At 36.0% G+C, this 25,878-nt stretch carries 25 protein-coding genes and 1 pseudogene; 23 read left to right on the top strand and 3 right to left on the bottom strand.

Features of this window, described 5'->3' with window-relative positions:
* Positions 1-67: 67 nt before the first annotated feature.
* Positions 68-379 carry a PepSY domain-containing protein gene (locus tag BLV40_RS05795; RefSeq protein ID WP_026593723.1) on the bottom strand — a complete coding sequence of 104 codons (312 nt, stop codon included), beginning with the start codon at positions 377-379 and terminating at the stop codon, positions 68-70.
* A 142-nt stretch (positions 380-521) separates the two neighbouring features.
* Between BLV40_RS05795 and BLV40_RS05790 the strand changes: the two genes are divergently transcribed.
* The 13 genes and pseudogenes from BLV40_RS05790 (at position 522) to BLV40_RS27840 (ending at position 13,859) form a co-directional block, all read left to right on the top strand.
* Positions 522-1,595, top strand: a complete 1,074-nt coding sequence (locus BLV40_RS05790) for a M42 family metallopeptidase (RefSeq protein WP_090688324.1) — start codon at positions 522-524, stop codon at positions 1,593-1,595.
* A 312-nt stretch (positions 1,596-1,907) separates the two neighbouring features.
* Entirely contained in the window at positions 1,908-2,417 is a 510-nt protein-coding gene (locus BLV40_RS05785; protein ID WP_090687976.1) for a DUF84 family protein, read from the top strand.
* A gap of 83 nt (positions 2,418-2,500) precedes the next feature.
* On the top strand, positions 2,501-2,815 hold the full coding sequence (locus BLV40_RS05780; protein ID WP_026593720.1) for a thioredoxin family protein: 315 nt from the start codon (positions 2,501-2,503) through the stop codon (positions 2,813-2,815).
* A gap of 79 nt (positions 2,816-2,894) precedes the next feature.
* The gene (locus tag BLV40_RS05775; protein ID WP_090687973.1) at positions 2,895-3,707 is read left to right on the top strand and encodes a DUF1444 domain-containing protein; all 813 of its coding nucleotides are present in this window, start codon (positions 2,895-2,897) and stop codon (positions 3,705-3,707) included.
* Positions 3,704-4,318: a YtpR family tRNA-binding protein gene (gene ytpR / locus BLV40_RS05770; protein WP_090687970.1), complete on the top strand. Its 615-nt coding sequence runs from the start codon at positions 3,704-3,706 to the stop codon at positions 4,316-4,318. The genes BLV40_RS05775 and ytpR overlap by 4 nt, the downstream gene beginning before the upstream one ends.
* Before the next feature lie 235 nt (positions 4,319-4,553).
* The gene (locus BLV40_RS05765; RefSeq protein ID WP_090687967.1) at positions 4,554-5,501 is read left to right on the top strand and encodes an N-acetylmuramoyl-L-alanine amidase; all 948 of its coding nucleotides are present in this window, start codon (positions 4,554-4,556) and stop codon (positions 5,499-5,501) included.
* Between the two features lie 38 nt (positions 5,502-5,539).
* Positions 5,540-5,716, top strand: a pseudogene (locus tag BLV40_RS05760) (aminoglycoside phosphotransferase); the annotation flags it as partial.
* Between the two features lie 531 nt (positions 5,717-6,247).
* On the top strand, positions 6,248-9,649 hold the full coding sequence (locus BLV40_RS05755; RefSeq protein WP_090687964.1) for a DNA translocase FtsK: 3,402 nt from the start codon (positions 6,248-6,250) through the stop codon (positions 9,647-9,649).
* A 60-nt stretch (positions 9,650-9,709) separates the two neighbouring features.
* A complete protein-coding gene (locus BLV40_RS05750) occupies positions 9,710-10,828 on the top strand; it encodes a nicotinate phosphoribosyltransferase (protein ID WP_026593715.1) in 1,119 nt (372 codons plus the stop codon).
* A gap of 251 nt (positions 10,829-11,079) precedes the next feature.
* Positions 11,080-12,390, top strand: a complete 1,311-nt coding sequence (gene murC / locus BLV40_RS05745; protein ID WP_026593714.1) for a UDP-N-acetylmuramate--L-alanine ligase — start codon at positions 11,080-11,082, stop codon at positions 12,388-12,390.
* A 119-nt stretch (positions 12,391-12,509) separates the two neighbouring features.
* Positions 12,510-13,058 (top strand): GNAT family N-acetyltransferase, encoded by a 549-nt coding sequence (locus tag BLV40_RS05740; protein ID WP_090687961.1) that lies wholly within the window; start codon positions 12,510-12,512, stop codon positions 13,056-13,058.
* Complete coding sequence (locus BLV40_RS05735; RefSeq protein WP_090687959.1) at positions 13,055-13,546, top strand: GNAT family N-acetyltransferase; 492 nt, start codon at positions 13,055-13,057, stop codon at positions 13,544-13,546. The genes BLV40_RS05740 and BLV40_RS05735 overlap by 4 nt, the downstream gene beginning before the upstream one ends.
* 31 nt (positions 13,547-13,577) lie before the next feature.
* Positions 13,578-13,859: a hypothetical protein gene (locus BLV40_RS27840; protein ID WP_139265475.1), complete on the top strand. Its 282-nt coding sequence runs from the start codon at positions 13,578-13,580 to the stop codon at positions 13,857-13,859.
* A gap of 63 nt (positions 13,860-13,922) precedes the next feature.
* On the opposite strand, the gene BLV40_RS05725 is transcribed toward BLV40_RS27840, so the two are convergent.
* Complete coding sequence (locus BLV40_RS05725; protein ID WP_090687957.1) at positions 13,923-15,038, bottom strand: aminopeptidase; 1,116 nt, start codon at positions 15,036-15,038, stop codon at positions 13,923-13,925.
* Between the two features lie 143 nt (positions 15,039-15,181).
* On the opposite strand from BLV40_RS05725, the gene BLV40_RS05720 reads away from it, so the two are divergent.
* The 8 genes from BLV40_RS05720 (at position 15,182) to BLV40_RS05680 (ending at position 22,790) form a co-directional block, all read left to right on the top strand.
* Positions 15,182-15,730, top strand: a complete 549-nt coding sequence (locus BLV40_RS05720; RefSeq protein ID WP_035415657.1) for a DUF948 domain-containing protein — start codon at positions 15,182-15,184, stop codon at positions 15,728-15,730.
* Position 15,731: 1 nt separating this feature from the next.
* Positions 15,732-16,058 carry a bacillithiol system redox-active protein YtxJ gene (gene ytxJ / locus BLV40_RS05715; RefSeq protein WP_026593709.1) on the top strand — a complete coding sequence of 109 codons (327 nt, stop codon included), beginning with the start codon at positions 15,732-15,734 and terminating at the stop codon, positions 16,056-16,058.
* Positions 16,059-16,342: 284 nt separating this feature from the next.
* Positions 16,343-17,413 carry a bifunctional 3-deoxy-7-phosphoheptulonate synthase/chorismate mutase gene (locus tag BLV40_RS05710; RefSeq protein ID WP_090687954.1) on the top strand — a complete coding sequence of 357 codons (1,071 nt, stop codon included), beginning with the start codon at positions 16,343-16,345 and terminating at the stop codon, positions 17,411-17,413.
* A gap of 272 nt (positions 17,414-17,685) precedes the next feature.
* Positions 17,686-18,684 carry a catabolite control protein A gene (gene ccpA, locus BLV40_RS05700; RefSeq protein ID WP_090687950.1) on the top strand — a complete coding sequence of 333 codons (999 nt, stop codon included), beginning with the start codon at positions 17,686-17,688 and terminating at the stop codon, positions 18,682-18,684.
* A gap of 519 nt (positions 18,685-19,203) precedes the next feature.
* Positions 19,204-19,515, top strand: coding sequence for a hypothetical protein (locus BLV40_RS05695; RefSeq protein WP_026593706.1), 312 nt, complete (start codon positions 19,204-19,206; stop codon positions 19,513-19,515).
* A 72-nt stretch (positions 19,516-19,587) separates the two neighbouring features.
* On the top strand, positions 19,588-21,618 hold the full coding sequence (locus BLV40_RS05690; RefSeq protein WP_090687948.1) for a hypothetical protein: 2,031 nt from the start codon (positions 19,588-19,590) through the stop codon (positions 21,616-21,618).
* 2 nt (positions 21,619-21,620) lie between these two features.
* Complete coding sequence (locus tag BLV40_RS05685; protein ID WP_026593704.1) at positions 21,621-22,268, top strand: putative bacteriocin export ABC transporter; 648 nt, start codon at positions 21,621-21,623, stop codon at positions 22,266-22,268.
* A 249-nt stretch (positions 22,269-22,517) separates the two neighbouring features.
* A complete protein-coding gene (locus BLV40_RS05680; protein WP_026593703.1) occupies positions 22,518-22,790 on the top strand; it encodes a DUF3917 domain-containing protein in 273 nt (90 codons plus the stop codon).
* A gap of 50 nt (positions 22,791-22,840) precedes the next feature.
* On the opposite strand, the gene mscL is transcribed toward BLV40_RS05680, so the two are convergent.
* Positions 22,841-23,239, bottom strand: a complete 399-nt coding sequence (gene mscL / locus BLV40_RS05675) for a large conductance mechanosensitive channel protein MscL (protein ID WP_026593702.1) — start codon at positions 23,237-23,239, stop codon at positions 22,841-22,843.
* Between the two features lie 267 nt (positions 23,240-23,506).
* On the opposite strand from mscL, the gene BLV40_RS05670 reads away from it, so the two are divergent.
* Together BLV40_RS05670 and BLV40_RS05665 are read left to right on the top strand one after the other, a co-directional pair.
* Positions 23,507-24,964: a sensor histidine kinase gene (locus BLV40_RS05670; protein ID WP_090687945.1), complete on the top strand. Its 1,458-nt coding sequence runs from the start codon at positions 23,507-23,509 to the stop codon at positions 24,962-24,964.
* A 1-nt stretch (position 24,965) separates the two neighbouring features.
* Positions 24,966-25,655 carry a response regulator transcription factor gene (locus BLV40_RS05665; protein WP_139265473.1) on the top strand — a complete coding sequence of 230 codons (690 nt, stop codon included), beginning with the start codon at positions 24,966-24,968 and terminating at the stop codon, positions 25,653-25,655.
* Positions 25,656-25,878: the final 223 nt, after the last annotated feature.

Genomic DNA, 25,878 nt, shown 5'->3' with positions numbered 1-25,878 from the left:
TGGAAAACCACTACTAATCAAAGTTTCGCTTTATTTAATACTGTCTCTTCGGATTAGCCGAGTTCCTTTACGCCGCCGTTACTTCTAAAACAGTACCTGTTTTTGCATCTACTAAAAATTCAAATCGTTCTTGTATATCATTTAAAATTGTTGTAAGACCGCCGCGATATACTTCGTATGCGACATCATATTTTTCAAACGTCTCTGGAACCATATGTACCCAAGAGCCAGTAATTTCGCCTTTATGACTGAGTGCTTGTTTCACCATTTTCAATGCTTTTTCTGAAGAAATATGGGATTGTTCTTGAACTTTGTTTGCAACAAGATAACCAGCCGCAAAACCAATGCCAACCCCAGCTAGTAAACCTTTCCAGTTCATATATTCACCTCAATTCTATAAAATAGTGTATCGATGATAATTATAATGCAATTTTAACTAAAAAAGAAGAAACTAGAAACATTTCGAAAATTTCGTTACAATAAAAGAGGAATTCTACTAAGGTTTGAAAGAAGGGAACTTCGTGAATAAAGAGACATTAGAATTATTTCGTACGTTAACAGAACTACAAGGTACATCAGGATTTGAACATGATGTACGCCGTTTTATGAAACAAGAACTAAGTAAATATGCAGATGAAATTGTTCAAGATGGTTTAGGTAGCGTGTTCGGTCTTAAAAAAGGGGATGAAAATGGCCCGCGCGTACTTGTAGCTGGTCATATGGATGAAGTCGGCTTTATGGTTACGCAAATTACGAAAAACGGAATGATTCGTTTTCAAACGCTAGGCGGTTGGTGGAGTCAGGTACTATTAGCACAGCGTGTACAAATTATGACGAAGAATGGCCCGGTTATTGGGGTTGTTGGATCTATCCCCCCTCATTTATTAAGTGATGCGCAACGTGCAAAACCGATGGATATAAAAAATATGTTAATTGATATTGGTGCAGATAGTTACGAGCAAGCACTTGAAATTGGTGTGAAACCAGGACAACAAATCGTTCCAATTTGCCCATTTACACCAATGGCAAATGAAAAGAAAATTATGGCGAAAGCTTGGGACAACCGTTACGGCTGTGGCCTTGCGATTGAATTATTAAAAGAATTAAAAGATGAAACTCTGCCGAATACATTATATTCTGGTGCAACTGTACAAGAAGAAGTTGGTCTTCGCGGGGCACAAACGGCTGCAAACATGATTCAGCCAGATATTTTCTATGCGCTTGATGCAAGTCCAGCAAATGATGCATCTGGAGATAAAACGCAGTTCGGTCAATTAGGAAAAGGGGCGCTTCTTCGTATTTATGATCGTACAATGGTAACACATAGAGGAATGCGTGAATTTATTTTAGATACAGCAGAAACACATAACATCCCGTACCAATATTTTGTTTCACAAGGTGGTACAGATGCGGGCCGGGTACATACGAGTAACTCTGGTATTCCGTCAGCAGTAATTGGTGTTTGCGCTCGTTATATTCATACACATGCTTCTATTTTACATGTTGATGATTATGCTGCAGCGAAAGAATTGATTACGAAACTCGTGAAAGCAACGGATAAAACAACATTAGAAACAATTAAAAATAACGCTTAAAAGAAAGGGCCAGTTTTGGCCTTTTCTTTTCGTATAAATATAAAACCCCTTTTTTTAGGTGGAAGAGAGTGTCCGTTCATGCATAGTAGCGGTTTAGTCTCAGGGCATGTGAATCTAAAAAGAGGAAACGAGATGGGATTTCTTTTGTTTTCATAGTCGCAAATTATATGTTGTGAAAACGAAGAGGATATATCATGAAGAGCGGAGATAAAGTCATCCTTTTTCCTCATACAGAGTTAAAATCAAAGAAAGAACAAGAATGTTAATTACCCTTTGTTCTTTGTAGCGCTGATTTATATAGAGGTGAAGAATATGAAAGTAGTAGTTGGATCGAAAAACCAAACAAAAGTAGGTGCCGTAAAAGAAGTATGGAAAGAGGCGAACATTACAGCCATTTCTGCTTCTTCAGGAGTAGCGGCACAACCATTTTCTGATGAAGAAACGATGCAAGGGGCAATCAATAGAGCCAAGCGAGCACTGGAGAAAGAACAAGCTGACATCGGTATCGGTCTAGAGGGCGGCGTCATGAAAACAGAGCATGGCTTGTTTATGTGTAACTGGGGCGCTTTAGCAACAAGTACAGGTAAAGTATTTGTAGCGGGCGGGGCACGTATTAAGTTGCCAGATGATTTTGTTGCTCCTCTTGAAAGTGGGAAAGAGCTAAGTGAAGTTATGGAGGAATTTGTAAACCGAAAAGACATCCGTAGTCATGAAGGTGCAATTGGAATCTTCACAGATCATTATGTGGATCGTACAGGATTATTTGTCCATGTTGTAAAGTTGTTAGTCGGGCAATATAAGTATGACGAAAAACAAGCATAAATCTTGCAGCATACGTGATGTATGGTAGTATAAAAGAAAGATTACATATGAAAAGATACACTTCGTTAGAGGAGGAAATATAGATGAAATCATTAGAAAGCATGGAGCAATTCCAAGAACTAAAAAATGAAGGGAACGTTATTTTTATGTTCTCAGCAGAATGGTGTCCAGATTGCCGTTTTGTTGACCCATTTATGCCAGAAGTAGAAGAGAAATATAGCGATTTCTCATTCTACTATGTAGATCGTGATGAATTTATTGATCTATGTGTAAAATTAGACGTATTTGGCATTCCGAGCTTTGTAGCGTACAATAAAGGAGAAGAAACTGGGCGCTATGTAAACAAAGATCGTAAAACACAAGAACAAATCGAAGCGTTTATTGAAGGTTTAAAATAAGGCGATCAGCCAATTAAATTGTAAAAACAACCTCTACCTTCGCGGGGGAGGTTGTTTTTTTGGAAGGGAGGCAAACGAGATGAAAATGACAAGCAAAAAAATGAAAGAAGCACTAATGAACAGGCTAGCTCGTCCAGAATGGGACTTTCATTATGATAGCGAAAAAGATGTGCTTCGTATTGAACAAAAGGATACGAAGAAGGGAATTAATGTATCGCTTCCAGGAGTTGTAGCAAAATGGGAAGTCAAAAAAGAAGTAGCGATTGAAGATGTCGTCTATTACGTACAAGAGGCATTAGTTGCGATGCATAAAGAAGAAAGTAGCACAGCAAAAATTCTGCCGGTAATTCGCTCTACATCTTTCCAGAAACAAGCGGAAGAAGGCAATCCCTTTATCATGACAGATCATACAGCAGAAACGCGCATTTATTATGCATTAGACTCTAATAAAACATATCGATTAATTGATGAGCGTTTATTACAAAAGCTAGGACTTACTGAGCAGCAAGTACGTGAAATGGCATTGTTTAATGTCCGCTCATTAAGCTATACATTTAAACAAGATGAAGTGGCTGGGAATACATTTTATTTTTTAAACACAAATGATGGCTATGATGCGAGTCGTATTTTAAATGAATCGCTATTACAATCGATGCGCGAGAAGATTTCAGGTGACATGGTGGTGGCTGTTCCGCATCAAGATGTATTAATTGTTGCTGATATCGTCAACGAAATCGGTTATGATATTATTGCACAAATGACAATGAAGTTTTTTGCCGAAGGTCATGTTCCGATCACATCACTTTCATTCGTATATGAAGATGGCAACTTTGAACCAATCTTTATTTTAGCGAAGAATCGGAAGAAGACAAATGGAAAAGAGAAAGGATGAACATAGTGAACGTTTTTTATAACCTTGAAGGAATTGGCGACACATTAATCGTTGCCTTACAAGATATTACATTAGAAAACCGTACATTTGACCGCAAAGGAGATGTTGCTCGCGTTTATGATCGTGAAAGCAACGTAACAGGAGGATTTAACATCTTTAATGCTTCTTCTTATGTAGAAGTAAAAGAAACTGGGAACATTACTTTAACAACTGAGCTTGTAGAAAAAATCAATGACATTTTAGTGAAAAACGGCTTTGAAGAAAAAGTAGAAGCAGACCTTACGCCAAAATTTGTTGTTGGCTATGTAGCTGAAAAAGAAAAACATCCAAATGCAGATAAATTAAACATTTGTAAGGTAGAAATCGGTACAGATACATTACAAATCGTATGTGGTGCACCAAACGTTGATGCGGGACAAAAAGTTGTTGTTGCAAAAATCGGCGCTGTAATGCCAAGTGGTATGTTAATTAAACCAGCCGAGCTTCGCGGTGTTCCATCTTCTGGAATGATTTGCTCTGCACGTGAATTAGAGCTTCCAGATGCTCCTCAGGAAAAAGGGATTCTTGTACTAGAAGATAGCTATGAAGTTGGACAAGAGTTTAAATTTTAATTGATATAGAAAAAGTGGCCTCATTATAAAATGAGGCTATTTTTTTTGGCTTAAATATTCTTATATTGTAACGCTTTTCCTAAAAATCCATGTTGTATTTCAAAAACAAATTAGTTAAAATTTAGAAAAAATAGAAGGTAAGAATATATGAAACAACATCCAAAAGTGAAAGAACTTCTGGGGCTTTATGTTGAAAAATTTGTAGAGTATGCACAAAATAGATGGGAGAGAAACGATGAAATATATAAAAATGATGTGTGCAGTTATATTACTTGGAATATATATGAGCGCATGCTCGAAGGAACAAGAACAGAAAACATCATCTCCTGTACAAGAAGAGAATAAAAAAGTTGTAGAACAAAAGAAAGAAGCACCAATAGAGAAGCAACCTGAGGAAAAAGAGAAGAAAGCAGAAACAGAATTACCGGTGGGACAAAATGGAGACCAAGAGAAAAAAGTTGAACAAGAGGCACCTGTGGAGCAAAGTAAAGAACAATTGCCGCCAGCTGAACAAACTGAAGCAAAAACAGATGCTGAGAAAAAACAAGGAAAGTTTCTTATTGTGATTGATCCAGGGCATCAAGAGAAAGCAAATTTAAATTTAGAACCAATTGGTCCAGGTGCAACTGAGAAAAAATATAAAGTGACTGATGGAACGACAGGTGTTGTGACGAAAAAGAGAGAATCCGCTCTTACACTTGAAGCTGCTTTTATATTAAAAGAGAAGCTTGAAGCAAAAGGCATGCAAGTACTTATGACAAGGACAACACATGATGTTGATATAAGTAACAAAGAGCGAGCTACATTCGCGAATGAGCATCAAGCAAATGTATTTTTACGCCTTCATGCAGATGGATCTGAAAACCAGGCACAAAAGGGTTTTGCTGTGTTGACGCCAGCCGAAGGAAATCAATATACAAAAGATATTTATGCAGAAAGCTTACAAGTTTCTCAGATTATCGTGGAGAAAATGAAAGAAAATAGTCAGGTGAAAGTAAATGGGATTAAGTTTCGTGATGATCTTTCTGGTTTCAACTGGTCAAAGGTTCCAGGAGTTTTACTTGAGCTAGGGTTTATGTCGAATCCTGAAGAAGATCAAAAACTATCAGATAAGCAATATTTAGAAGCTTTACTGCAAAGTGTAACGGAGAGTATAGAAGAATATCGGAAGAGTAAAGTTTAGGTATATATTAAGCAGTTCAGATAACATAGAGAAACTGTATAAAATAAAGAGTTAAATTGTTTTTTGAATTCTACGGTGAGGATATGGAAGAAGAGTATTTGGAGATAGTATTGCTACGATTAGAAGGGGTATGTAAATACATGAAAAGAAAAGCAAAAGAAGACGATATAAATTTTCAAAAGATGATAGATGAAGGGCACCTTGAACATTATTAAAATGATATTAAATTCATTCGTGAACATGGAAAAGAGTGGATTTAATGAAATAAGTCGTATACAAAAGTAAAGCTCAGAGTCATATAGGGACTTTGAGCTTTTTTTGCGTGTTATTTACTACGCCAATTAACCCGTGAATGAATATGTTATGTAGCTCGTTATTTTAGATTCTCTCCACAATAACTGAACTACTTATATATAAATATAGATGAAAACATTTCTTTTTGTTTAGAAGAGGTTAGTACCTTGTTTTGCTCCATGCCGAGTGAAACCAAAAGGAGAAAACAAGTGTAGGTCTTCTTTTATCCTGCATTAAAGAGCAGCAAGACCTCTGCTTCAGGATTCAAAGAGAAACAAGGAGGATAGGTCTGGGATGAAGAAAATCCTCACTGATTAAAGTATCACTTTATATTGTACTTACTGAAAACTGGAATATGATGGACAAAAGGCAAGGGCGTAATTTTACCTGCACTTTTTGCTGAATGCTGATACAATAAAGGATGTTACTATTTAGTAGAAAGAGTGGTAAGCATGTTAGATTGGATGAAAAAGCTGTTTAAAAAAGAGGAACATCAAGAAGAAAAAACAGCGGTGAATAAAGAAGTACCGAAGAACACTGAAAGTAAGTCGAAACGTCCTCGTGTAAACCACTACACTGAAGCAAGAGAAGCGCAAATGGCTAGTCGGAATTCAGGTGTGAAATGTCGATTTCCGTTAGTGCCTGATGATGGATTTGATGAGGAGAATGTGGAAGAATCAACACATGTTGAAGAATCAGCATATGTTGAAGAGCAGCCACTGCCGAGAGTAATAAACGTGGAGAGGCGCGGGCCGAGATATGTAGAAGAACCAATCCATACATTTGCCCCTCAACAAGTTGAACAAGAAATTGAGCCAAAGCCTTTCATACCAAAAAAATCTGTGCCAACACAAGAAAGCAATCGAAGACCATTTCGCCCAACAGAGATGATTTCACCGATCTTTGGATATAAACGTCCGTCTATGGAGAAAGAAGAGGTGAAGACGGAAGAAAAAAGGCAGGAAGATCTTGAAATATCGGTTGAAGGAAAATCGGTCGTCGATGCATGGCTAGAGAAAAAAGGATACTCACTGGCGAATTTATCAGACGAATCTTTTATTCCTTCAAAGGAACGAGAGCAAAGCTTTGATGATGATCGACAACAAGAAAGTAAAAAAGAAGAAAAATCCGTTGTTGATCAGTGGCTAGAGAAAAATGGTTATGATTCTGAACGTTCATTTATTGCGGTAGAGGAGAAAGAAAAGACCGATGTTTCTCCAGACTCTCGTCCATTTGCAACGGATGGCTCGTTACATAAAGCAGTTGGACAGGATAACAAGAAGGAAGAACATGCTCTTCATAACGGACAGGTAGTTGGACAAGAGCCAGATGTAGTGGTGTTATCACAAGATGATATCGGAGAAAATGAAGAATCTCTACAAAATCAATTACAAGACTCTATTGTCAAGAACATCGATACAACGTCAATGGAAGAGATTGAATATAAGAAAGAAACAGAAGAACAGCTAGTAGAGAACACTGTTTTAACAGAATGTGTTATTGAAGAAGCAGAACCAGCGGCTGAAGTAGAAGAAGAGGAAGAAGCAGAACCAGCGGTTGAAGTAGAAGAAGAGGAAGAAGTTGAACCAGCACTGGAAGTTAAAGCGGAGGAAGAAGCTGACATAGTAGAAGCAACTGCTCAAGTAGTAGTTGAAGAACCAGCAGAACCACAGAAGGTTGTTTCTAAAGTAGAAAATGATATTTGTGAAACATCTTTAGCAGCAGACGAGCACACGAAGGAAGCTGTTCAAAGTTTTGCAAATGTATTAATTGAAGAAGCAGAAGAAAAGCAAGAAGTGACTGTAGAAAAGCCCGTTGAGAAAACTGTAGAACCAAAACGTGAGAAAAAGCGTCATGTGCCGTTTAATGTTGTGATGTTAAAACAAGATAGAAGAAAGTTGATGGAGAGACAGGTGGCAGGAATGAAAACGCCGCAGACTCCTGTACAACAAGTAGAAGAAGTATCACAAAGAAAAGAACAACTAATGCAGCAAGTTGTAGCGGAACCGCAAATGGAAGAGAGACCAACGCAGCAAGTTGTAGCGGAACCGCAAATGGAAGAGAGAGCAATGCAGCAGGTTGTAGCGGGATCGCAAATGGAAGAGAGACCAACGCAGCAAGTTGTAGTGGAACCGCAAATGGAAGAGAGACCAACGCAGCAAGTTGTAGCGGAACCGCAAATGGAAGAGAGACCAACGCAGCAAGTTGTAGTGGAACCGGAAGTAGAAGAGAGACCAACGCAGCAAGTTGTAGTGGAACCGCAAGCGGAAGAGAGAGCAATGCAGCAGGTTGTAGCGGGAACACAAGTAACAGAGAAGCCAGTTCAGCAACCGGAAGTGAAGGTACCTGTTGCAAATGCAGGAGTACAAGAAAAAGCATATGTTGTAGCTAAAAGAGAAAATGATATGCGTAATGTACTGCAAACACCGCCTGAATATACAATGCCACCATTAACCTTGTTGACGATTCCAACTCAAGCAACATTGGATAATACAGAATGGTTAGACGAACAGAAAGAATTATTGGATACGACGTTTAATAATTTCCATGTTGGGGCTCAGGTTATCAATGTTTCACAAGGACCGGCTGTAACTCGCTTTGAAGTACAACCAGACCCAGGTGTGAAAGTAAATAAAATTACAAACTTAAGCGATGATATTAAGTTAAGTTTAGCAGCAAAAGATATTCGAATTGAAGCGCCGATTCCAGGGAAAAGTGCAATTGGAATTGAGGTTCCAAATAAAGAGAGTAAGCCAGTATTTCTAAGAGAAATCTTGAGAAGTCCTGTGTTCACGAAGAGTGAATCACCGCTTACAGTTGCACTTGGACTTGATATTTCTGGAGCGCCGATTGTAACGGATATTAGGAAGATGCCACATGGACTGATTGCTGGTGCGACTGGTTCAGGAAAAAGTGTGTGCATTAACGCGATTTTAACAAGTATTTTATATAAAGCGAAACCGCATGAAGTGAAATTGATGTTGATTGATCCGAAAATGGTTGAGCTTGCGCCATATAATTCTGTTCCACATCTTGTGGCACCTGTTATTACAGATGTAAAAGCAGCTACAGGGGCGTTAAAATGGGCTGTAGAAGAAATGGAGCGCCGTTATGAATTGTTTGCCCATGCTGGTGCACGTGATTTAACTCGTTATAATACAATTGTGAGTGAGCGAGAAGTTCCAGGGGAGACATTGCCATATATCGTCATTGTAATTGATGAGTTAGCGGATTTAATGATGGTTGCACCTGGTGATGTTGAGGAAGCGATTTGTCGTATCGCTCAAAAAGCGCGTGCTTGTGGTATTCACTTATTAGTTGCAACGCAGCGTCCGTCTGTGGATGTTATTACAGGGTTAATTAAATCAAACATTCCAACGCGTATTGCGTTTACAGTATCATCTCAAGTAGATTCCCGTACAATTATTGATATTGGGGGCGCGGAAAAATTACTTGGCCGCGGTGATATGTTATTTTTAGGAAACGGTACGTCTAAACCAGTTCGTGTGCAAGGGGTATACGTATCGGATGATGAAATTGAAAAAACGGTTGACCATGTGAAAAAGCAAATGAAGCCGAACTATTTATTTAAGCAAGAAGATTTATTGGCGAAAACAGAGCAACATGAGGCTGAAGATGAACTGTTTTTTGATGCATGTCAGTTTGTTGTAGAACAAGGGGGAGCGTCCACATCTTCTGTACAGAGAAAATTCCGCATCGGTTATAATCGCGCGGCACGTCTTATTGAAGAGATGGAAGCACAAGGAATTATTTCCGAAGCAAGGGGAACAAAACCGAGAGATGTCCTTATTTCAGAGGATGAGTTTGCTGCGATGCAGGAAACAAATGTATAGGAAGTGGTTTTGCTGTATACTAAGAGAAAATGTTGGATAGTAAAGTAGGGAGTAAACGAAATGAAAGAAATTGAATTAAAATTAAAAGGTGAAATCAATCGACTAACAAATAAAACATTTAAATTTGATGAACGAGTTGGAGAAGGCTGGTTTTCTGCCGTTTACTTTTTAAAAACTCGTGATATTATTCAAGAATTTCGCCCAAAAAGTATTGTAACAATGCAATTTTTCCAGAAAGAGCATGCGGTACTTTGCGGAACAGATGAAGTAATCGCATTGTTACAAACGTTTGCTACACATCCTGAAGAACTTGAAATTCATTCTTTAAAGGATGGTGACAATATTAATCCATTTGAAACAGTTTTAACAATTACAGGGCCTTATGAATATTTCGGGTTTTTAGAAGGTGTAATTGATGGGATTTTAGCTCGTCGTACATCTGTTGCAACAAATGTGTATAATGTTGTACAGGCTGCTCGCAGCGGTGAAAAAGAAAAACCTGTTATTTTCATGGGAGACCGTGATGATCATTATACACAGCAAGCTGGTGATGGGTATGCTGCGTATATTGGTGGTATGAGCGCACAAGCAACGCATGCAATGAATGAATGGTGGGGCAAAAGTGGAATGGGGACAATGCCTCACGCGTTAATTCAAATGTTTAATGGAGACGTTGTAGAAGCTGCAAAGGCGTATCATAAAAAGTTTCCAGAGGATGATTTAGTTGTACTGATTGACTACAACAATGATGTTATTACAGATGGGCTTCGCGTTGCACGCGAATTTGGTTCAGAATTAAAAGGTGTACGCATCGATACATCACGTACAATGATTGATCAATATTTCATTCGTCATCCAGAAGTGCTTGGAACATTTGACCCACGTGGTGTCAATCCATCACTTGTTTTCGCTCTTCGTAAAGCGCTCGATGAGGAAGGATTCCAGCATGTAGATATTGTTGTAACTGGTGGATTTGATGAAAAGCGTATTCGTGAATTTGAAGCGCAAAATGTTCCTGTGGATCTATACGGAGTAGGGAGCAGTTTATTAAAAATGAACATTGGTTTTACAGGTGATAATGTAGAATTAAATGGAAAACCAGAAGCAAAAGCTGGACGCAAATATCGTCCAAACCCACGTTTAGAACGTGTTCAATTAGAAAAAAGAGAAGATATGTAAGAAACAGAAAAACTGATAGGTGATTGACCCTATCAGTTTTTCTGTTATCATAGTATAACGGATTGTTTTTTGCTATAATAAGTTTGTTGTGGACATCTAAGAAGTACGTACGTGTTTATCCTGATTGGCGAGAGCTGATGAAAGTTCCGCTGTATCAAAAATGTATGATGATTACCAAAATAAGAAAAGATTCATATACTGTCTTATAGATAGGCCGTTGTATTAGTTCGAAATGTTGGAGGTTCTTTAAGATGACAGTTTACCATTTTGTAGGAATTAAAGGAACAGGAATGAGTTCATTAGCACAAATTCTTCATGATATGAAGCATACTGTTCAGGGTTCTGATTTTGAAAAACGTTTCTTTACACAAGTTGCTTTGGAAAAGCGTGGTATCTCCATCCTTCCTTTTGATAATAATAATGTAAAAGAAGGACAAGTGATTATCGCAGGAAACGCGTTCCCTGATACGCATGAAGAGATTGTAGCAGCGAAAGAATTAAATATTCCAGTACATCGTTACCATCACTTTTTAGGGGATCTTATGAGTAAGTATACAAGTGTTGCTGTAACAGGTGCACATGGAAAAACATCAACAACTGGTTTGTTAGCCCATGTAATGCAAGGTGCACACCCGACGTCTTACCTTATTGGAGATGGAACAGGGCATGGGGTAGAAAATAGTAAGTATTTTGTGTTTGAGGCATGTGAATATCGTCGCCATTTCTTGTCGTACTATCCAGACTATGCAATTATGACAAATATTGATTTTGACCATCCAGACTACTTTACAGACATCAATGATGTATTTAGTGCATTCCAAGAGATGGCACTTCAAGTGAAAAAAGGAATTATTGCATGTGGTGATGATGAAGAACTTCAAAAAATTCAAGCGAAAGTACCTGTTATTTTCTATGGATTTGGTGAAGATAATGATTTCCAAGCTCGTAACATTCAAAAGAGAACAGATGGCACTGTATTTGATGTGTTTGTTCGTAATACGTATTATGAAACATTCAAAATTACAGGATACGGCAATCACAGCGTATTAAATGCATTAGCAGTTATTGCGCTTTGTCATTATGAAAATGTTGATGTAGAAGCAGTGAAACATCAATTAACAACCTTTGAAGGTGTAAAACGTCGCTTTAATGAAAAGCCGATGGGAGAACAAGTCATCATTGATGATTATGCGCACCATCCAACAGAAATTAACGCAACGATTGAAGCGGCTCGTCAAAAACATCCAGAGCGTGAAATTGTCGCTGTATTCCAGCCGCACACATTCTCACGTACAGAAAAGTTCTTAGATGAGTTCGCAGAAAGTCTAAGCAAGGCTGATCAAGTATACTTATGTGATATTTTCGGATCAGCACGTGAAAACAAAGGTGAATTAACGATTCAAGACCTGCAACAACGCATTGATGGTGCAGAATTGATTACAGATACAACAACGGATGTATTAAAGAAACATAAAAACGGCGTTCTTATTTTCATGGGCGCAGGCGACATCCAAAAATTCGAAGCAGCTTACGTGAAAGAAGTGCAAGTTGCAGAGAAGTAATAAGGAGGAGACGTGCAGCGGTGGTTGCACGTCTTTTTTTGTTTCTATAGCGAATGTGGGTTAACAGATTCTTCGGAAAAATGTTAGAATAATAAGAAAATAAAAAAGGGGATGGAGAAATGTTCACACTTCGAGTCGATGATGAAATTGAACTTCAATTACTAGAAAAACATCATAAAGAGGAACTATATCAATTAATTGATGAAAACCGTAATCATTTAAGAAGGTGGCTTCCATGGGTGGATGGGACAAAATCTGCTGATGCGTATGATGAAATTTTTCCAATGTGGCTAAAGAAATTTGCAGAGGGAGACGGTTTTGAGAGCGGTATACGTTATAAAGGAAAGCTTGTTGGGATGGTAGGTATTCATCCAGTGACCTGGAGCAAGAAAGCGACGAGCATTGGATATTACCTTGCAGAAGATGCAGGAGGAAAAGGGATTATGACGCGAAGTGTAAAGGCTGTACTTCGCTATGCATTTGAAGAATTAAAATTGAATAAAATAGAAATACGTTGTGGGGTAGAGAATCAAAAAAGTCGTGCGATTCCAGAACGTCTTGCTTTTCAATTAGACGGCATTCTGCGTGAGGAAGAATGGCTGTATGACCATTTTCATGACATTGCTGTATACAGTGTACTAGCTTCAGAATGGGAGAAAATCCGATGAACGATTCGATTTGTATTACTCCGTATGAGAGTAAGTTTCAAAGTGAAGTAGTGGATCTCATTGTTCACATTCAGCAAAAAGAGTACAATGTGCCAATTACGAAAGAAGAGCAACCTGATTTATTAGAAATAGAAAAGTTTTATCAAAGGGATAATGGGGATTTTTGGGTAGCGACGTATAACGGGAAAGTTGTGGGAACAATAGCTTTATTAGATATTGGAAACAATCAAGTAGCTTTAAGAAAAATGTTTGTGAAGAAAGAATTTCGCGGGAAGATGTGGAAGACAGCAAGTTTGTTATTACAAACAGCAATTTCTTGGGCAAAGGAAAAGAACTTAGAAACTATCTATTTAGGAACAACAGTCCAGTTTTTAGCGGCGCATCGCTTCTACGAAAAAAATGGATTCCAAAGTGTGAGTGTGGAAGAGTTACCGAGGAATTTCCCAATACTTGAAGTGGATAAAATATTTTACAAATATCCCCTTTAATTAATAGGATAATTAGGAAAGGGGTGATGATATGAGCTTTCCTATCCAAAGAAGCAAGCCTATAATGATTTTTGTAAGTGTGATGTTGATTCTTATGGTTGCTTTGCCAGTTGGAATGCTCATTGTAAACAAAGAAAACTGTGGATCAGCACGAATTGGGATGGCCTTTGCATTTGTCGATAGCAGTAGGCATTTTAGCAGTTGTACTTTTGTTTTATTACCATTTTCGTCAAATTTGAAGCAAAGGGTAGGAAGTAGAGAAATAATATCGCTTTTTTTAATATATCGACCGTCTCTCGCAATATATCGATAACATGGACTATTCGACAAAACAAGTGAAAAAAGCTCTCCCGTCAAAGGAAGAGCTCTTTTTCACTTATTTTAAGTTCTCAGGATTTAAAGCTTCTAATTCAGATACAACGAAGCGTCCGTCTTTACGGATTAATACATCGTCGAAGTAAATTTCACCGCCGCCGTATTCAGGGCGTTGGATACATACTAAATCCCAGTGGATGTTAGAGTTGTTGCCGTTCCATGCATCGTCGTAAGCTTGTCCAGGAGTGAAGTGGAAGCTACCATCAATTTTTTCATCGAATAGGATGTCGCCCATTGGATGTAAGATGTATGGGTTTACGCCGATTGCAAATTCACCAACGTAGCGTGCGCCTTCATCTGTATCGAAAATTTTGTTAATGCGTTCTGTATCGTTTGCAGTTGCTTCAACGATCTGTCCATTTTTAAATGTAAGTTGTACGTTTTCAAATGTATAGCCGTTATATGGTGACGGTGTGTTGTAAGAAACTGTACCGTTAACAGAATCGCGAACTGGTGCAGAGTATACTTCACCGTCTGGAATATTTAAATGACCAGAGCATTTAATAGCTGGAATGTCTTTAATAGAGAATGTTAAGTCAGTTCCAGGACCAACAAGGTGAACTTTATCTGTTTTGTTCATAAGTTCAACAAGGTTATCCATTGCTTTGTCCATTTTACCGTAATCTAAGTTACATACTTCAAAGTAGAAGTCTTCGAATGCTTCTGTGCTCATTTTTGCAAGCTGTGCCATAGATGCATTTGGATAGCGAAGAACGACCCAGCGAGTTTTCGAAACGCGAATGTCTCTATGAACTTTTTTGCCAACTGTTTGACCGTGGATTTTCATGCGTTCACTTGGAACGTCAGCTTGTTCATTAATGTTATCACCAGAGCGAAGGCCGATGTAAGCGTCCATATCTTTCATTACGCTTGCTTCATAGGCAGCGATTTGCTCGAAGTGTTCTTCAGTAGCACCCATTAATAAAGAGCGATCAACTTGATGGTCTTTCAATGAAACGAATGGGAAACCACCAGCTGCATATGCTTCTTTCACAAGTGCAGTTACAAGTTCTTTTTGCAAGCCAAAGTTTTCAATCAATACTTTTTCGCCTTTTTGTAGGCGAATGGAGTAGTTAATTAAATTATACGCTAACTTTTCAATACGTGGGTCTTTCATATGTAAAAGCCTCCCTACTAATTATGTATCCTTTCTTATTGTAACCTACTTAGTGGAATTTGTTGAATAATTTATGTTACAGTTAACAAACAAGTATGAAAATTCTAATGAAAATGTAAGGGTTAGAACGAAACGGAAAATGATTGTATAATAGGAGAAAGTATGAAAAATATAAAGGAAGTGATGAAATGCAAGTTCTTTTATATGTAAGTGCAGCTATTATCGCAGTTGCTTTTGCTATATTAGTGGTATATGTATGTAGAACACTACTATCAGTTCAGAAGACATTAGAAAACGTTGCAGGTACACTAGAAGGCTTAGAAAAGCAAATGCAAGGAATAAGCGTAGAGACGGAGCAATTATTACATAAGACGAACGCGTTAGCTGATGATATTCAGCAGAAATCTCAGTCGTTAAATAAAGTAGTAGAAGGCGTAGATGGAATTGGAACGACAATTCATTCTTTAAATACGAAACTTCGCAATGTATCAGATTCTGTAACAAATGAAATTGAGAATAATGCAGACAAAGTTGCGCAAGTTGTACAATGGAGTAGCGCAGCGATTGAAGTGTATAATCATTTTCGAGCTACTAGACAAGAAAAAAAACTAGAAAAAGCAGAGAAGAAGTTAGAGAAGGTAGAGAAAAAAGAGAAGCGCTCTAGACTTCCAATTCGGATGAGAGGTGAATAACATGGACATGACAAAAATCGAAACAATGGAAGAGTTTGAAGCATTAGTAGAAACAGCGGAACCATATATTCTGTTTAAACATAGTATAACGTGTCCAATTAGCCAAGGAGCGTATGCTGAATTTGAGGCATATTGTCATGATGAAAAAGAAACGCCTGCTTACTATTTATACGTGCAAGATGCAAGAGATGTTTCGAATCGTATCGCAGAGCATTTTGGTGTTAAACATGAGTCACCACAAGTATTATACATAAAAGATGGTATGGCGGTATGGCATACATCCCATTGGAATATTAAGAAGCAAACTTTAGAAGAGAATGTGAAGTAGGAAGAAGCAAGCGTAGATGCTTGTTTCTTTTTTTAGGATTTATAATTAGCAATCATAAACTTGATGTATCTAACGATAAATTCGACTTTAGGAATCAATAATGAAGTTATATAAAAGCCATATAAAAAAGTTGTGGAGCATATTTTCTTTAAGTGAAAGAGAACGATTTTACCTGTAGTGTATATCATGTGACAACCTAACATCTATCGGATATAATAAATTATCTTAACTACGATAATAAGGTAATTTCATATATATACAACTTTGAAAGAGGTGGCTATCTTATGGCATCACAAGAATTAGATCTTTTACGTTCTCAAATTGATCAAATGAACCTACAAATTTTAGAATTACTAAATGAGAGAGGTCGTCTTGTTCAAGAGGTCGGTAAATTAAAAGAAGTGCAAGGTGTGAAACGATTTGACCCTGTACGTGAGCGTAATATGCTTGATTTAATCGCTGAGAAGAATGATGGGCCGTTTGAAACATCGACTCTTCAACATATTTTCAAACAAATTTTTCAAACAGGTTTAGAATTACAAGAAGATGATCACCGTAAAGCGCTTCTTGTTTCACGTAAGAAAAAATCAGAAGATACAATTGTTGATATAAAAGGTGAAAAAATTGGTGATGGCAATCCGCATTTTATTATGGGACCATGTGCGGTGGAAAGTTACGAGCAAGTGCGCTTAGTTGCTGAAGCAATGAAGGAGCACGGATTAAAGCTAATGCGCGGCGGTGCATTCAAGCCTCGTACATCTCCTTATGATTTCCAAGGTCTTGGCTTAGAGGGCTTGAAGATTTTACGTCAAGTGGCGGATGAATATGATTTAGCGGTTATTAGTGAAATTTTAAATCCAAAGGATATTGAAATGGCATTAGATTATGTTGATGTGATTCAAATTGGAGCTCGTAATATGCAAAACTTTGAATTACTTAAAGCGGCAGGATCGGTGAACAAACCAGTATTATTAAAGCGTGGTTTATCAGCAACGATTGAAGAGTTTATGTATGCAGCAGAATATATTATCGCACAAGGTAACGGAGAGATTATTTTATGTGAGCGCGGCATCCGAACTTATGAAAAGGCAACACGTAATACGCTAGATATTTCCGCTGTGCCTATTTTGAAGAAAGAAACACATTTACCTGTCGTAGTGGATGTAACACACTCTACAGGGCGACGTGACCTCTTATTACCAACTGCAAAAGCAGCGATGGCAATTGGTGCTGATGCGGTTATGGCTGAAGTACACCCAGACCCAGCTGTTGCATTATCAGATTCAGCGCAGCAAATGGATATTCCAGAATTCAATGAGTTTATGAAAGAGCTAAAAGCATTTCGGGCTAGATAATCAGAGGTGCTTATAAGGTCTATGCGATACTTGTTGCATAGACTTTTTTGCGGGAAATATCCTTTTTTACATGAAAAATACGAAAATAGGAGAAAAGAAGCGAATTTTTTCGAAACTTTTGCGGGAAAATATTGTATGAGCCTGTATTTTTATCGTATCATTAGTAAAAGGACTCGGGAGTGACATCTTCAAATAGAGTTGATGTCTTTTTTTCATTTAAGTGAACCGATACATAAGGATAGATAATATATATAGAAGGAGTGTGTGAAGAGATGAACGTAACAATCTATGATGTAGCGCGCGAAGCAAACGTTTCGATGGCAACCGTATCACGTGTTGTAAACGGTAATCCGAATGTAAAGCCTACAACAAGAAAGAAAGTATTAGAAGCAATTGATCGTTTAGGGTATCGCCCAAATGCAGTAGCACGTGGACTAGCAAGTAAAAAGACAACAACAGTAGGTGTTATTATTCCAGATATCTCTAATACGTTTTATGCAGAACTTGCACGTGGAATCGAAGATATCGCAACAATGTACAAATATAACATCATTTTAAGTAACTCTGACCAAAATAGAGAAAAAGAATTTCATTTATTAAATACAATGCTTGGTAAACAAGTGGATGGTATTGTATTCATGGGTGAAGATATTACAGATACGCATGTAGAAGAATTTAAAAAGTCTCCAGTACCAATCGTCTTAGCAGCATCATTTGATGAGGAAAATGAAACATCATCAGTAAATATTGATTATACACAAGCTGCTTATGATGCAATGAAGCATTTCCTAGAACAAGGCCATAAGCGTATCGGTTTCGTATCAGGTCCTTACATTGATAAAGCGGGAAGTGCAAAGAAATTACAAGGTTACAAAAAAGCTTTAGAAGAAGTAGGTATCGCTTATGATGAAAATCTTGTAATTGATGGAGATTACACATACGATTCAGGTCTAGAAGCATTTGAAAAGCTTTGGGAACTTGATGAAAAACCAACAGCAATCTTTGTATCTTCAGATGAAATGGCACTAGGTGTAATTCATGCAGCACAAGACGGTGGTTTAAACGTCCCAGAAGATGTAGAAGTACTTGGTTTTGACAACACACGTCTTGCGTTAATGGTACGCCCGCAACTTTCAACAGTTGTACAACCAATGTATGACATCGGTGCAGTAGCAATGCGTCTGTTAACAAAATATATGAATAAAGAAAAAGTAGAAGATCATACAGTTATCTTACCTCATCGTATTCAATTTAGAGATTCAACGAAGTAAGAATAGGAAAACTCACAGCGTGGTGCTGTGAGTTTTTTTATTATCCATGCTTCCTTTTATAAATGATACTAGCTTACGATGGAAGTCGATATGTAATCGATGAGACCATTGATAATGGAGATATGTTGGAATTCTGCGTAGGACATGTTTTCATACATTTCAGGTTGAAAAACATTCATTTTGTTCTTTTAACGTTTTATTGTATTAGATTGGATTGGGGTCACAAGTGAAAAGTATATTACAACAATGATTAGTAAAATCCATGCCTTTTGGAACGATTCTCTCACGGGTGAAATGATATCTTAATATAATACTGAAAAGAAAACTTGGAAATAAAAATGCTATCGTATCTATTTTTTGTAAGGTTTTTATTAGAATATTTTAGTTTACACGTGCTTTGTCAATATTTGTTCTATTGAGAAAAGTCGTATTTTCCATTTTTAGAAAAAAATCACAAATTTTGAAATTATGTTATATTGAGTGCGGGGAAAAGGGACAATAAATATAGGGGTGGATACGATGAAAAAAATGAATCGAGTTATCATTGCGTTTTTAACAATCATTACGTTTGCAATCCCGGTAGGAATTGTTTCGGCAGCATCAGTAGCGAATGGGGAGTTAATTTATAAAGGCGGACAAACAGATTCAAAAGTATACTCTGATATTAGAGATGCGATACCTACTAATAATAATAAATATATGGTATGGGCAGCTGTAAAAGTTTGTGGCAACACATATTCATCTGGATGGAAAGCAGATCAAGCCTATAAAGATGCGGACAGAAAATGGTATTGTGATGAAACTTCACATTACGATTATTATAAAAGATAATATTTAAAAATTTTTGCCCTTTTCCCTTCCTAACAATACTTTCGGATTGAATATGATGTGCAGGAGGATAGTATGAAAAAATTATTGTTTATCTTTCTAATTGGGCAGCTATTTCTGCTATCTTATATATTTAATAAATCTGTTTATGATATATATGAGTTGAATAATTTAGGAGATTCATCTCTTGATGGTTACATTGTAGAAGATGTTTCAGGGCATAAATTGAACGAGTTATATGAGAAAATGAATTCGGCATGCTTGTCGAATAATACGTGTCAATTACAACTCGTTAAAACACCTGTATCTAAGCATAATGAGTTTATTTATGATATATATCATAGTCAAGAAAAAGATATAAATAAGCCGAAATCAATTTCATCTGATACAGTTTTAAATTATCACCCATTAACAAAAGAAGATTTTGTTGATAGTAATGGCGTGTTTTATACGAATTTATCATTGGATCGATTAAATGATTTATCAAAGGCAATAGGAATTACTATTAACCCGTATCATAATGATATTGCTTATAGTCAAATTGTTACATACAATGTTTTAAACTTTGTCATTCTCTTTATACTGACACAATTGGTTTTAGTGATTTACACATTTACAAGAATCAAAGTAAATGCGATTAAAAAGATGCTCGGTTATTCGAAATTTAAAATGGTACAAGCGTCATTAAAAGATTTTATAGTGATGGAAAGCGTGATACTTGTTATTACGTTAGGTGTTCATTTTCTATATTATGTATTCGTTGGTAACGTTGTATCACGTTATTTTTATTTATTGTTAGTGTTTTTAGTACTAGTGATCGTAATAAATGTTGTCATGTTACTATTTACGCAAATTAGTTTAAGATTTATCGATATAAATTTGATGATAAAGAACAAAGTATATTCGAACAGATTAAATTATATTTTATATGTAATTAAAATCCTGCTAATATTATCTATCACAGTTTCGGTTTCCTCGTTTATCTCGAATTACAGAGAATATAAAGCTAAGTCGAGAGATTTAGAGCGCTATACGAAATTAGAGGGGTATTTTACATCGAATGGCTTTAACTCTAATGAGGATGAAAAAGCACGCAAAAATCCGAAAATAATCGCAGAATATGGTGATGCTGTTCAGAAAATGTATCGTCATTTTGATGAACAAGAAAAGTTATACGTGAGTGATGCTTACATTCTCGAATTATTAAAACCAACATATTTAGAAATGAACGGATTAACAAAAGAGGATTTATATACTTCTATAAAAGATAATTACATAGTAGTTAATGAAAGATATATAAATGATTTTATGAAAATTAAGAATGAAACAGGAGCGAAAATAACAAATTTCCATGTAACAAAACCTACTATCCTGGTGCCAACTAAGTATAAGTCCGAGGAATCAAAAATTAAAAAGATGTATATTGAACAATACAATCAGTTGCTGAACTATAATGAAAATTTTGGAATTCCTAAATCCGACTCGAAGAACATTGATAATGTAGAAGTTATCTACATTGCTAATAATCAAGAACATGAATTGTTAGGTAAAAATATGTCTGAAGATGATTCTGATATGAAACTTAAAGATACAATTATTATGATCGATCAAGGAAACTTTGGTAGCTTATATTATTATGATCAGTTAAGTTCGGGTAACGTTTATTTTCATTTAAACCAAAGAGATGAATTTAACCAAATACTTGCGAAGCATCATTTGAATAAACTCGTAAATGTTGGCACGCTGTTAACGCCTTATATGGATAAAGTGCATTTTGTAGAATTTATTATGTACAATTCTTTAGTCTTTACGTCACTATTCTTATTCACATTAATCTTTGTAATTTGTATTTCAAATTATGTGGATATCATATCGAATAGTAAAAGGTACGCAATTCAATATATGTATGGCTATAGTATAATGAAAACATTTAAATTACATTTGATCGTATATGCGATGTTGCTAAGTATGATCGTTATGAATATATTTATAGAATTTAACGTTCCTTTCTATATTTGCATACTCGTAATAGATTTTATTGTTTTATTATATTTATACAAAAAGATTATTAAAAACGATATTCACAAAATCGTTAAAGGTGGATAAAGATGGAGATTATAAAACTCGTGAACGTGTCTAAAACATATGAGAAAGAAGAAGTACTCTCAAATGTTAATTTAACGGTAGAGAATGGTGAAATGATTGCAATTACTGGAGAAAGTGGAAAAGGAAAAACGACACTCTTAAATATTATTGGCTTAATTACGAAAAAAGACAAAGGGGATTTATTGTTATTTGATACAAAAAATCCGTCGATTCATTCGAAAGAAGCGATGATGTTCAGAAGAGAAAAGATAGGTTATTTATTTCAAAATTATGGGTTAGTGGATGATGAAACGGTAAAATGGAATTTAAATTTAGCCCTAGAATACAAGAAGTTAGGCAAAAAGGAGAAAATCGAAAAAATCGATGTGCTTTTGAATGAATTTAAACTATCTCATTTGAAAGAAAAAATGGTCTATCAATTAAGTGGTGGAGAGCAGCAACGAATTGCACTCATACGATTAATCCTACAAGAAAGCGATTTAATACTAGCAGACGAACCAACTGCTAGCTTAGATGCCGAAAATGAAAAAGTAATATTGCAGTATTTGGAACAATTAAATAAAAAAGGAAAAACAATCGTGGTTGTGACACATAATCAAGATATCTTACCTTATTTTTCGCGTGTCATTCGTTTACATGAATTGTCTTAAAGGAAGAAAAAAGTGCAGAGTTATGAGTGGAAACCTCCAAAACTCTGCACTTTTCTATTGCCCAACATAACTGGTTCTTTTATTTGTGTAAATAAAAATAAAGTCTTAATTATTTTCAATAAATGCCCATAGTTCATCCGTATTACACAGATTATTATCCCCTGTATTGTACATGATCCAAAATCAAATTTCCCTATAATTACGCAATGTCATGTATAATAGAAAGAAAAGGCTTGTGGGGGGGAAGAGATGATTATTCTTTGGATAATTACGCTTTGTATGACCGCTTTTTTTGCATATATGACGTTAAAACAAAATGGCCTAAAGCGCTTTGTTCCAGGAAGTATTCTTGCAGGAATTGCCCTTATCACGTATGTAGCTTCTATTTTTATTGAAAGTATTTCAGTCAATGTAAGCACGGGCCTCGTATTTGTTGCGATTACATTATTTGCAGGTTCGATTATGGTACTCGTGGTTGCTGGTATTATTTTATTCATTCATATGAATTCGGAAACGTTATAAAATATAAAGAAAGGCATGTCCCACGAGGGGCATGCCTTTTGTCCGTTCAATTATGCGTTGTCTTTTGAAGCATTTTGTTGTTTCAATAAGTCGCGAATTTCGCCAAGAAGTACTTCTTCTTTTGTTGGTTCTGGAATTTTTTCTACTTTTTCTTCTTCTTTTTTGAATGCTAGTTTATTAAATAGCTTAATGAATAAGAAGATAGAGAATGCGATGATTAAGAAATCAACAACCGTTTGAATAAACGCACCATATTTTACAACAGCGCCTCCAAATTTAAAGGAAAGCCCTGTGAAGTTTATTCCTCCAAGTAGTAATCCAACTAATGGCATGATAACATCTGCTACTAATGAAGAAACAATTTTACCAAATGCACCACCAATTACAACCCCGACAGCTAAATCCATAACATTCCCTTTTAAAGCGAACTTTTTGAATTCGTTCAACATGTGCAATACCCATCCTTTCCACGATTCAGTATAAAATTTATAATTCCTATCAACATATTCTATAGAAGTTTTTGTTAGAAATAAAGAGAAAATGGGAATGAAAGTAAATTCTGAAAAATGTATCCGTTTTATTTTATACCTTAAAATATAAATATTAATTTTTCATAAACTGCTGCTAAAATAACTATAAAATCGCTTGAGTATTCGGAAATATCTTCTTATGCTTATGAGTAACATAGGAAAGTTTATAAAGTGAGGAATTGAGTCGTGTCTATTAAAACAAGGTTTCTGTTGTCTTATATTGCAGTTATTTTTGTTTCAATTACTCTGTTGTTAGTTATGGGTTTTTTGATTATTTTTTCTATAACAGGGAATTTGGAGTCAGTGAAAAATTTCTATAAGAGTTCGTATATTCAAAGGCCACTGACACCAGAGGAAGAAAATGCTTTTCTTGAATTGAAATCAGCAGCTAAGCAGAATCAATCACAACTATTAGATGAAGCCATGATGCCGTCATTAGAGAAAGAAGATGTGAAAATAGTTGTAAGAAAAGGAGACGCAATTTCATATGCGTCAAAAGCAATTGGAAGTTCTAATTTAAAAGAAGCTCTTCCGAAATTTGAAGCAACGAATATTAATAGTCGTGGTACGGTTGAATTAAATGACACATTTTATCGCTACGTAAAGTTTGATTTTTATTTTCCTCATAATGAAGAAGGAAGTATATTTGTATTGAATAAGCAAAGTTCGTATGTGGAACTAACCGAAAAGCTATTTCCCATATTGTTTATATCGTTATTACTGTTGGCTATTTTCATCATTGGATTATTAAGTTATTTCGTTTCAAGAAGTGTAATAAAGCCTATTCTTATATTGAAGGATGCAACTGGAAGAATTAAAGAAGGGGATTTACATTTCCAAATTCCAGTTACGTCTCATGATGAAATTGGTCAATTAAACCAAGCATTTGAAGAAATGAGGCAGAAACTAAAAGAATCAATTGAAGTGCAAGCACAATATGAAGAGAATCGAAAAGAACTTATTTCGAATATTTCCCATGATTTAAAAACACCCATTACATCTATTATTGGATATGTAGAAGGAATAAAAGATGGAGTTGCAAATACACCCGAGAAGATGAACAAATACTTAACAACAATTTATACAAAAGCAACACATATGGATACACTTATTGATGAACTCTTTTTATTTTCAAAATTAGATTTGAATCGTGTGCCATTTCAATTTGAAACGATAGAACTGTATACGTTTATGGAAGATTTAATAGAGGAAATGCGAATGGACTTGAGTAAGTATGGAATTAACTTGCACTTACAATCACTTAAAGCTTCGCAATTCTATGTAATAGCTGATCGTGAGAAAGTAAAACGAGTTATATCCAACTTAATTCATAATAGTGTGAAGTACATGGATAAACCGCAGAAAGAAATTACGGTTACATTATTAGATGAAGAGAATGCGGTAATTGTGAGAGTTACAGATAATGGATTGGGTATAGAATCTGATAAACTTCCATATATTTTTGAACGTTTTTATCGTGCAGAACAATCCCGTAATTCTAGTACAGGTGGAAGTGGACTTGGTTTAGCCATTGCAAAGCAAATTGTTGAAGAACACGGCGGAAAGATTTGGGCGGAAAGTAAATTAGGAGAAAGCACAAGTATTTTCTTCTCATTGAAAAAAGTACAGGAATGTGGTGAGTAGAGTGAAGAGGATTTTACTAATTGAAGATGAGGTAAGTATTGCAGAATTACAGCGAGATTATTTAGAGATTCATGATTTTCACGTGGATGTACAACATTCAGGTGAAACAGGATTGCAATGCGCTTTACAGGAACAATATGATCTAATTATTTTAGATATCATGCTTCCAAAAATGAATGGATTTGAAATTTGTAAACAAATACGTGCTGTGAAAGATATTCCTATTTTGCTTGTTTCAGCTAAAAAAGAAGACATCGATAAAATCCGTGGGCTTGGACTAGGGGCTGATGATTATATTACAAAGCCGTTCAGTCCAAGTGAATTAGTTGCAAGAGTAAAAGCACATATTGCCCGTTATGAAAGATTGTCTGGAAATATGATCAAGCAGAGAGATATGTTACACATACATGGGATTTCTATTGATCAACGAGCGAGAAAAGTATTCATAAACAATGAAGAAGTTGCTTTTACAACAAAAGAATTTGATTTACTTACATTTTTTGTGCTGAACCCGAATCAAGTGTTAAATAAGGAACAGTTATTTGAACGTATTTGGGGATTAGATTCAGCAGGAGATTTAGCTACAGTTGTTGTTCATGTGCGGAAGTTACGTGAAAAAATTGAAAGAGATCCTGCTAATCCGCAATATATTGAAACGTTGTGGGGAGCTGGATATCGCTTTAACGTATAGTGAACCTGTCAAAGTATTGACAGGTTTTTTTATGTTTAAGGGAAGTAAGGTCAACAGAATTAAAAATATATTACCTTTATTTAATCTTTTTTTAAGAATTTATTTATTGGAAATTTATACTTGCCATCTAATATAGGTATCACAGGAACAAAGTGAACAGATAAGAAGATATGAGGAAACAGGTATCTGTTATATGTGCACGAGGTGGTTGAATAGGAAATGA

This window comes from Bacillus sp. 166amftsu (genome assembly GCF_900107445.1).
Lineage (GTDB): Bacteria > Bacillota > Bacilli > Bacillales > Bacillaceae_G > Bacillus_A > Bacillus_A arachidis.
This window is presented reverse-complemented; position numbering and strand designations above follow the sequence as displayed.

Bases quoted from the DNA above. Each gene is read 5' to 3' on its own strand.
- BLV40_RS05785 (WP_090687976.1), top strand. From the start codon at position 1,908: ATGAAAGTAGTAGTTGGATCGAAAAACCAAACAAAAGTAGGTGCCGTA.
- BLV40_RS05750 (WP_026593715.1), top strand. From the start codon at position 9,710: ATGAAAGAAATTGAATTAAAATTAAAAGGTGAAATCAATCGACTAACA.
- BLV40_RS05775 (WP_090687973.1), top strand. From the start codon at position 2,895: ATGAAAATGACAAGCAAAAAAATGAAAGAAGCACTAATGAACAGGCTA.
- BLV40_RS05685 (WP_026593704.1), top strand. From the start codon at position 21,621: ATGGAGATTATAAAACTCGTGAACGTGTCTAAAACATATGAGAAAGAA.
- BLV40_RS05710 (WP_090687954.1), top strand. From the start codon at position 16,343: ATGGCATCACAAGAATTAGATCTTTTACGTTCTCAAATTGATCAAATG.
- ytpR (WP_090687970.1), top strand. From the start codon at position 3,704: ATGAACATAGTGAACGTTTTTTATAACCTTGAAGGAATTGGCGACACA.
- BLV40_RS05740 (WP_090687961.1), top strand. From the start codon at position 12,510: ATGTTCACACTTCGAGTCGATGATGAAATTGAACTTCAATTACTAGAA.
- BLV40_RS05680 (WP_026593703.1), top strand. From the start codon at position 22,518: ATGATTATTCTTTGGATAATTACGCTTTGTATGACCGCTTTTTTTGCA.
- BLV40_RS05695 (WP_026593706.1), top strand. From the start codon at position 19,204: ATGAAAAAAATGAATCGAGTTATCATTGCGTTTTTAACAATCATTACG.
- BLV40_RS05765 (WP_090687967.1), top strand. From the start codon at position 4,554: ATGAAATATATAAAAATGATGTGTGCAGTTATATTACTTGGAATATAT.
- BLV40_RS05780 (WP_026593720.1), top strand. From the start codon at position 2,501: ATGAAATCATTAGAAAGCATGGAGCAATTCCAAGAACTAAAAAATGAA.
- mscL (WP_026593702.1), bottom strand. From the start codon at position 23,239: ATGTTGAACGAATTCAAAAAGTTCGCTTTAAAAGGGAATGTTATGGAT.
- BLV40_RS05725 (WP_090687957.1), bottom strand. From the start codon at position 15,038: ATGAAAGACCCACGTATTGAAAAGTTAGCGTATAATTTAATTAACTAC.
- murC (WP_026593714.1), top strand. From the start codon at position 11,080: ATGACAGTTTACCATTTTGTAGGAATTAAAGGAACAGGAATGAGTTCA.
- BLV40_RS05735 (WP_090687959.1), top strand. From the start codon at position 13,055: ATGAACGATTCGATTTGTATTACTCCGTATGAGAGTAAGTTTCAAAGT.
- BLV40_RS05795 (WP_026593723.1), bottom strand. From the start codon at position 379: ATGAACTGGAAAGGTTTACTAGCTGGGGTTGGCATTGGTTTTGCGGCT.
- BLV40_RS27840 (WP_139265475.1), top strand. From the start codon at position 13,578: ATGAGCTTTCCTATCCAAAGAAGCAAGCCTATAATGATTTTTGTAAGT.
- ytxJ (WP_026593709.1), top strand. From the start codon at position 15,732: ATGGACATGACAAAAATCGAAACAATGGAAGAGTTTGAAGCATTAGTA.
- ccpA (WP_090687950.1), top strand. From the start codon at position 17,686: ATGAACGTAACAATCTATGATGTAGCGCGCGAAGCAAACGTTTCGATG.
- BLV40_RS05690 (WP_090687948.1), top strand. From the start codon at position 19,588: ATGAAAAAATTATTGTTTATCTTTCTAATTGGGCAGCTATTTCTGCTA.
- BLV40_RS05755 (WP_090687964.1), top strand. From the start codon at position 6,248: ATGTTAGATTGGATGAAAAAGCTGTTTAAAAAAGAGGAACATCAAGAA.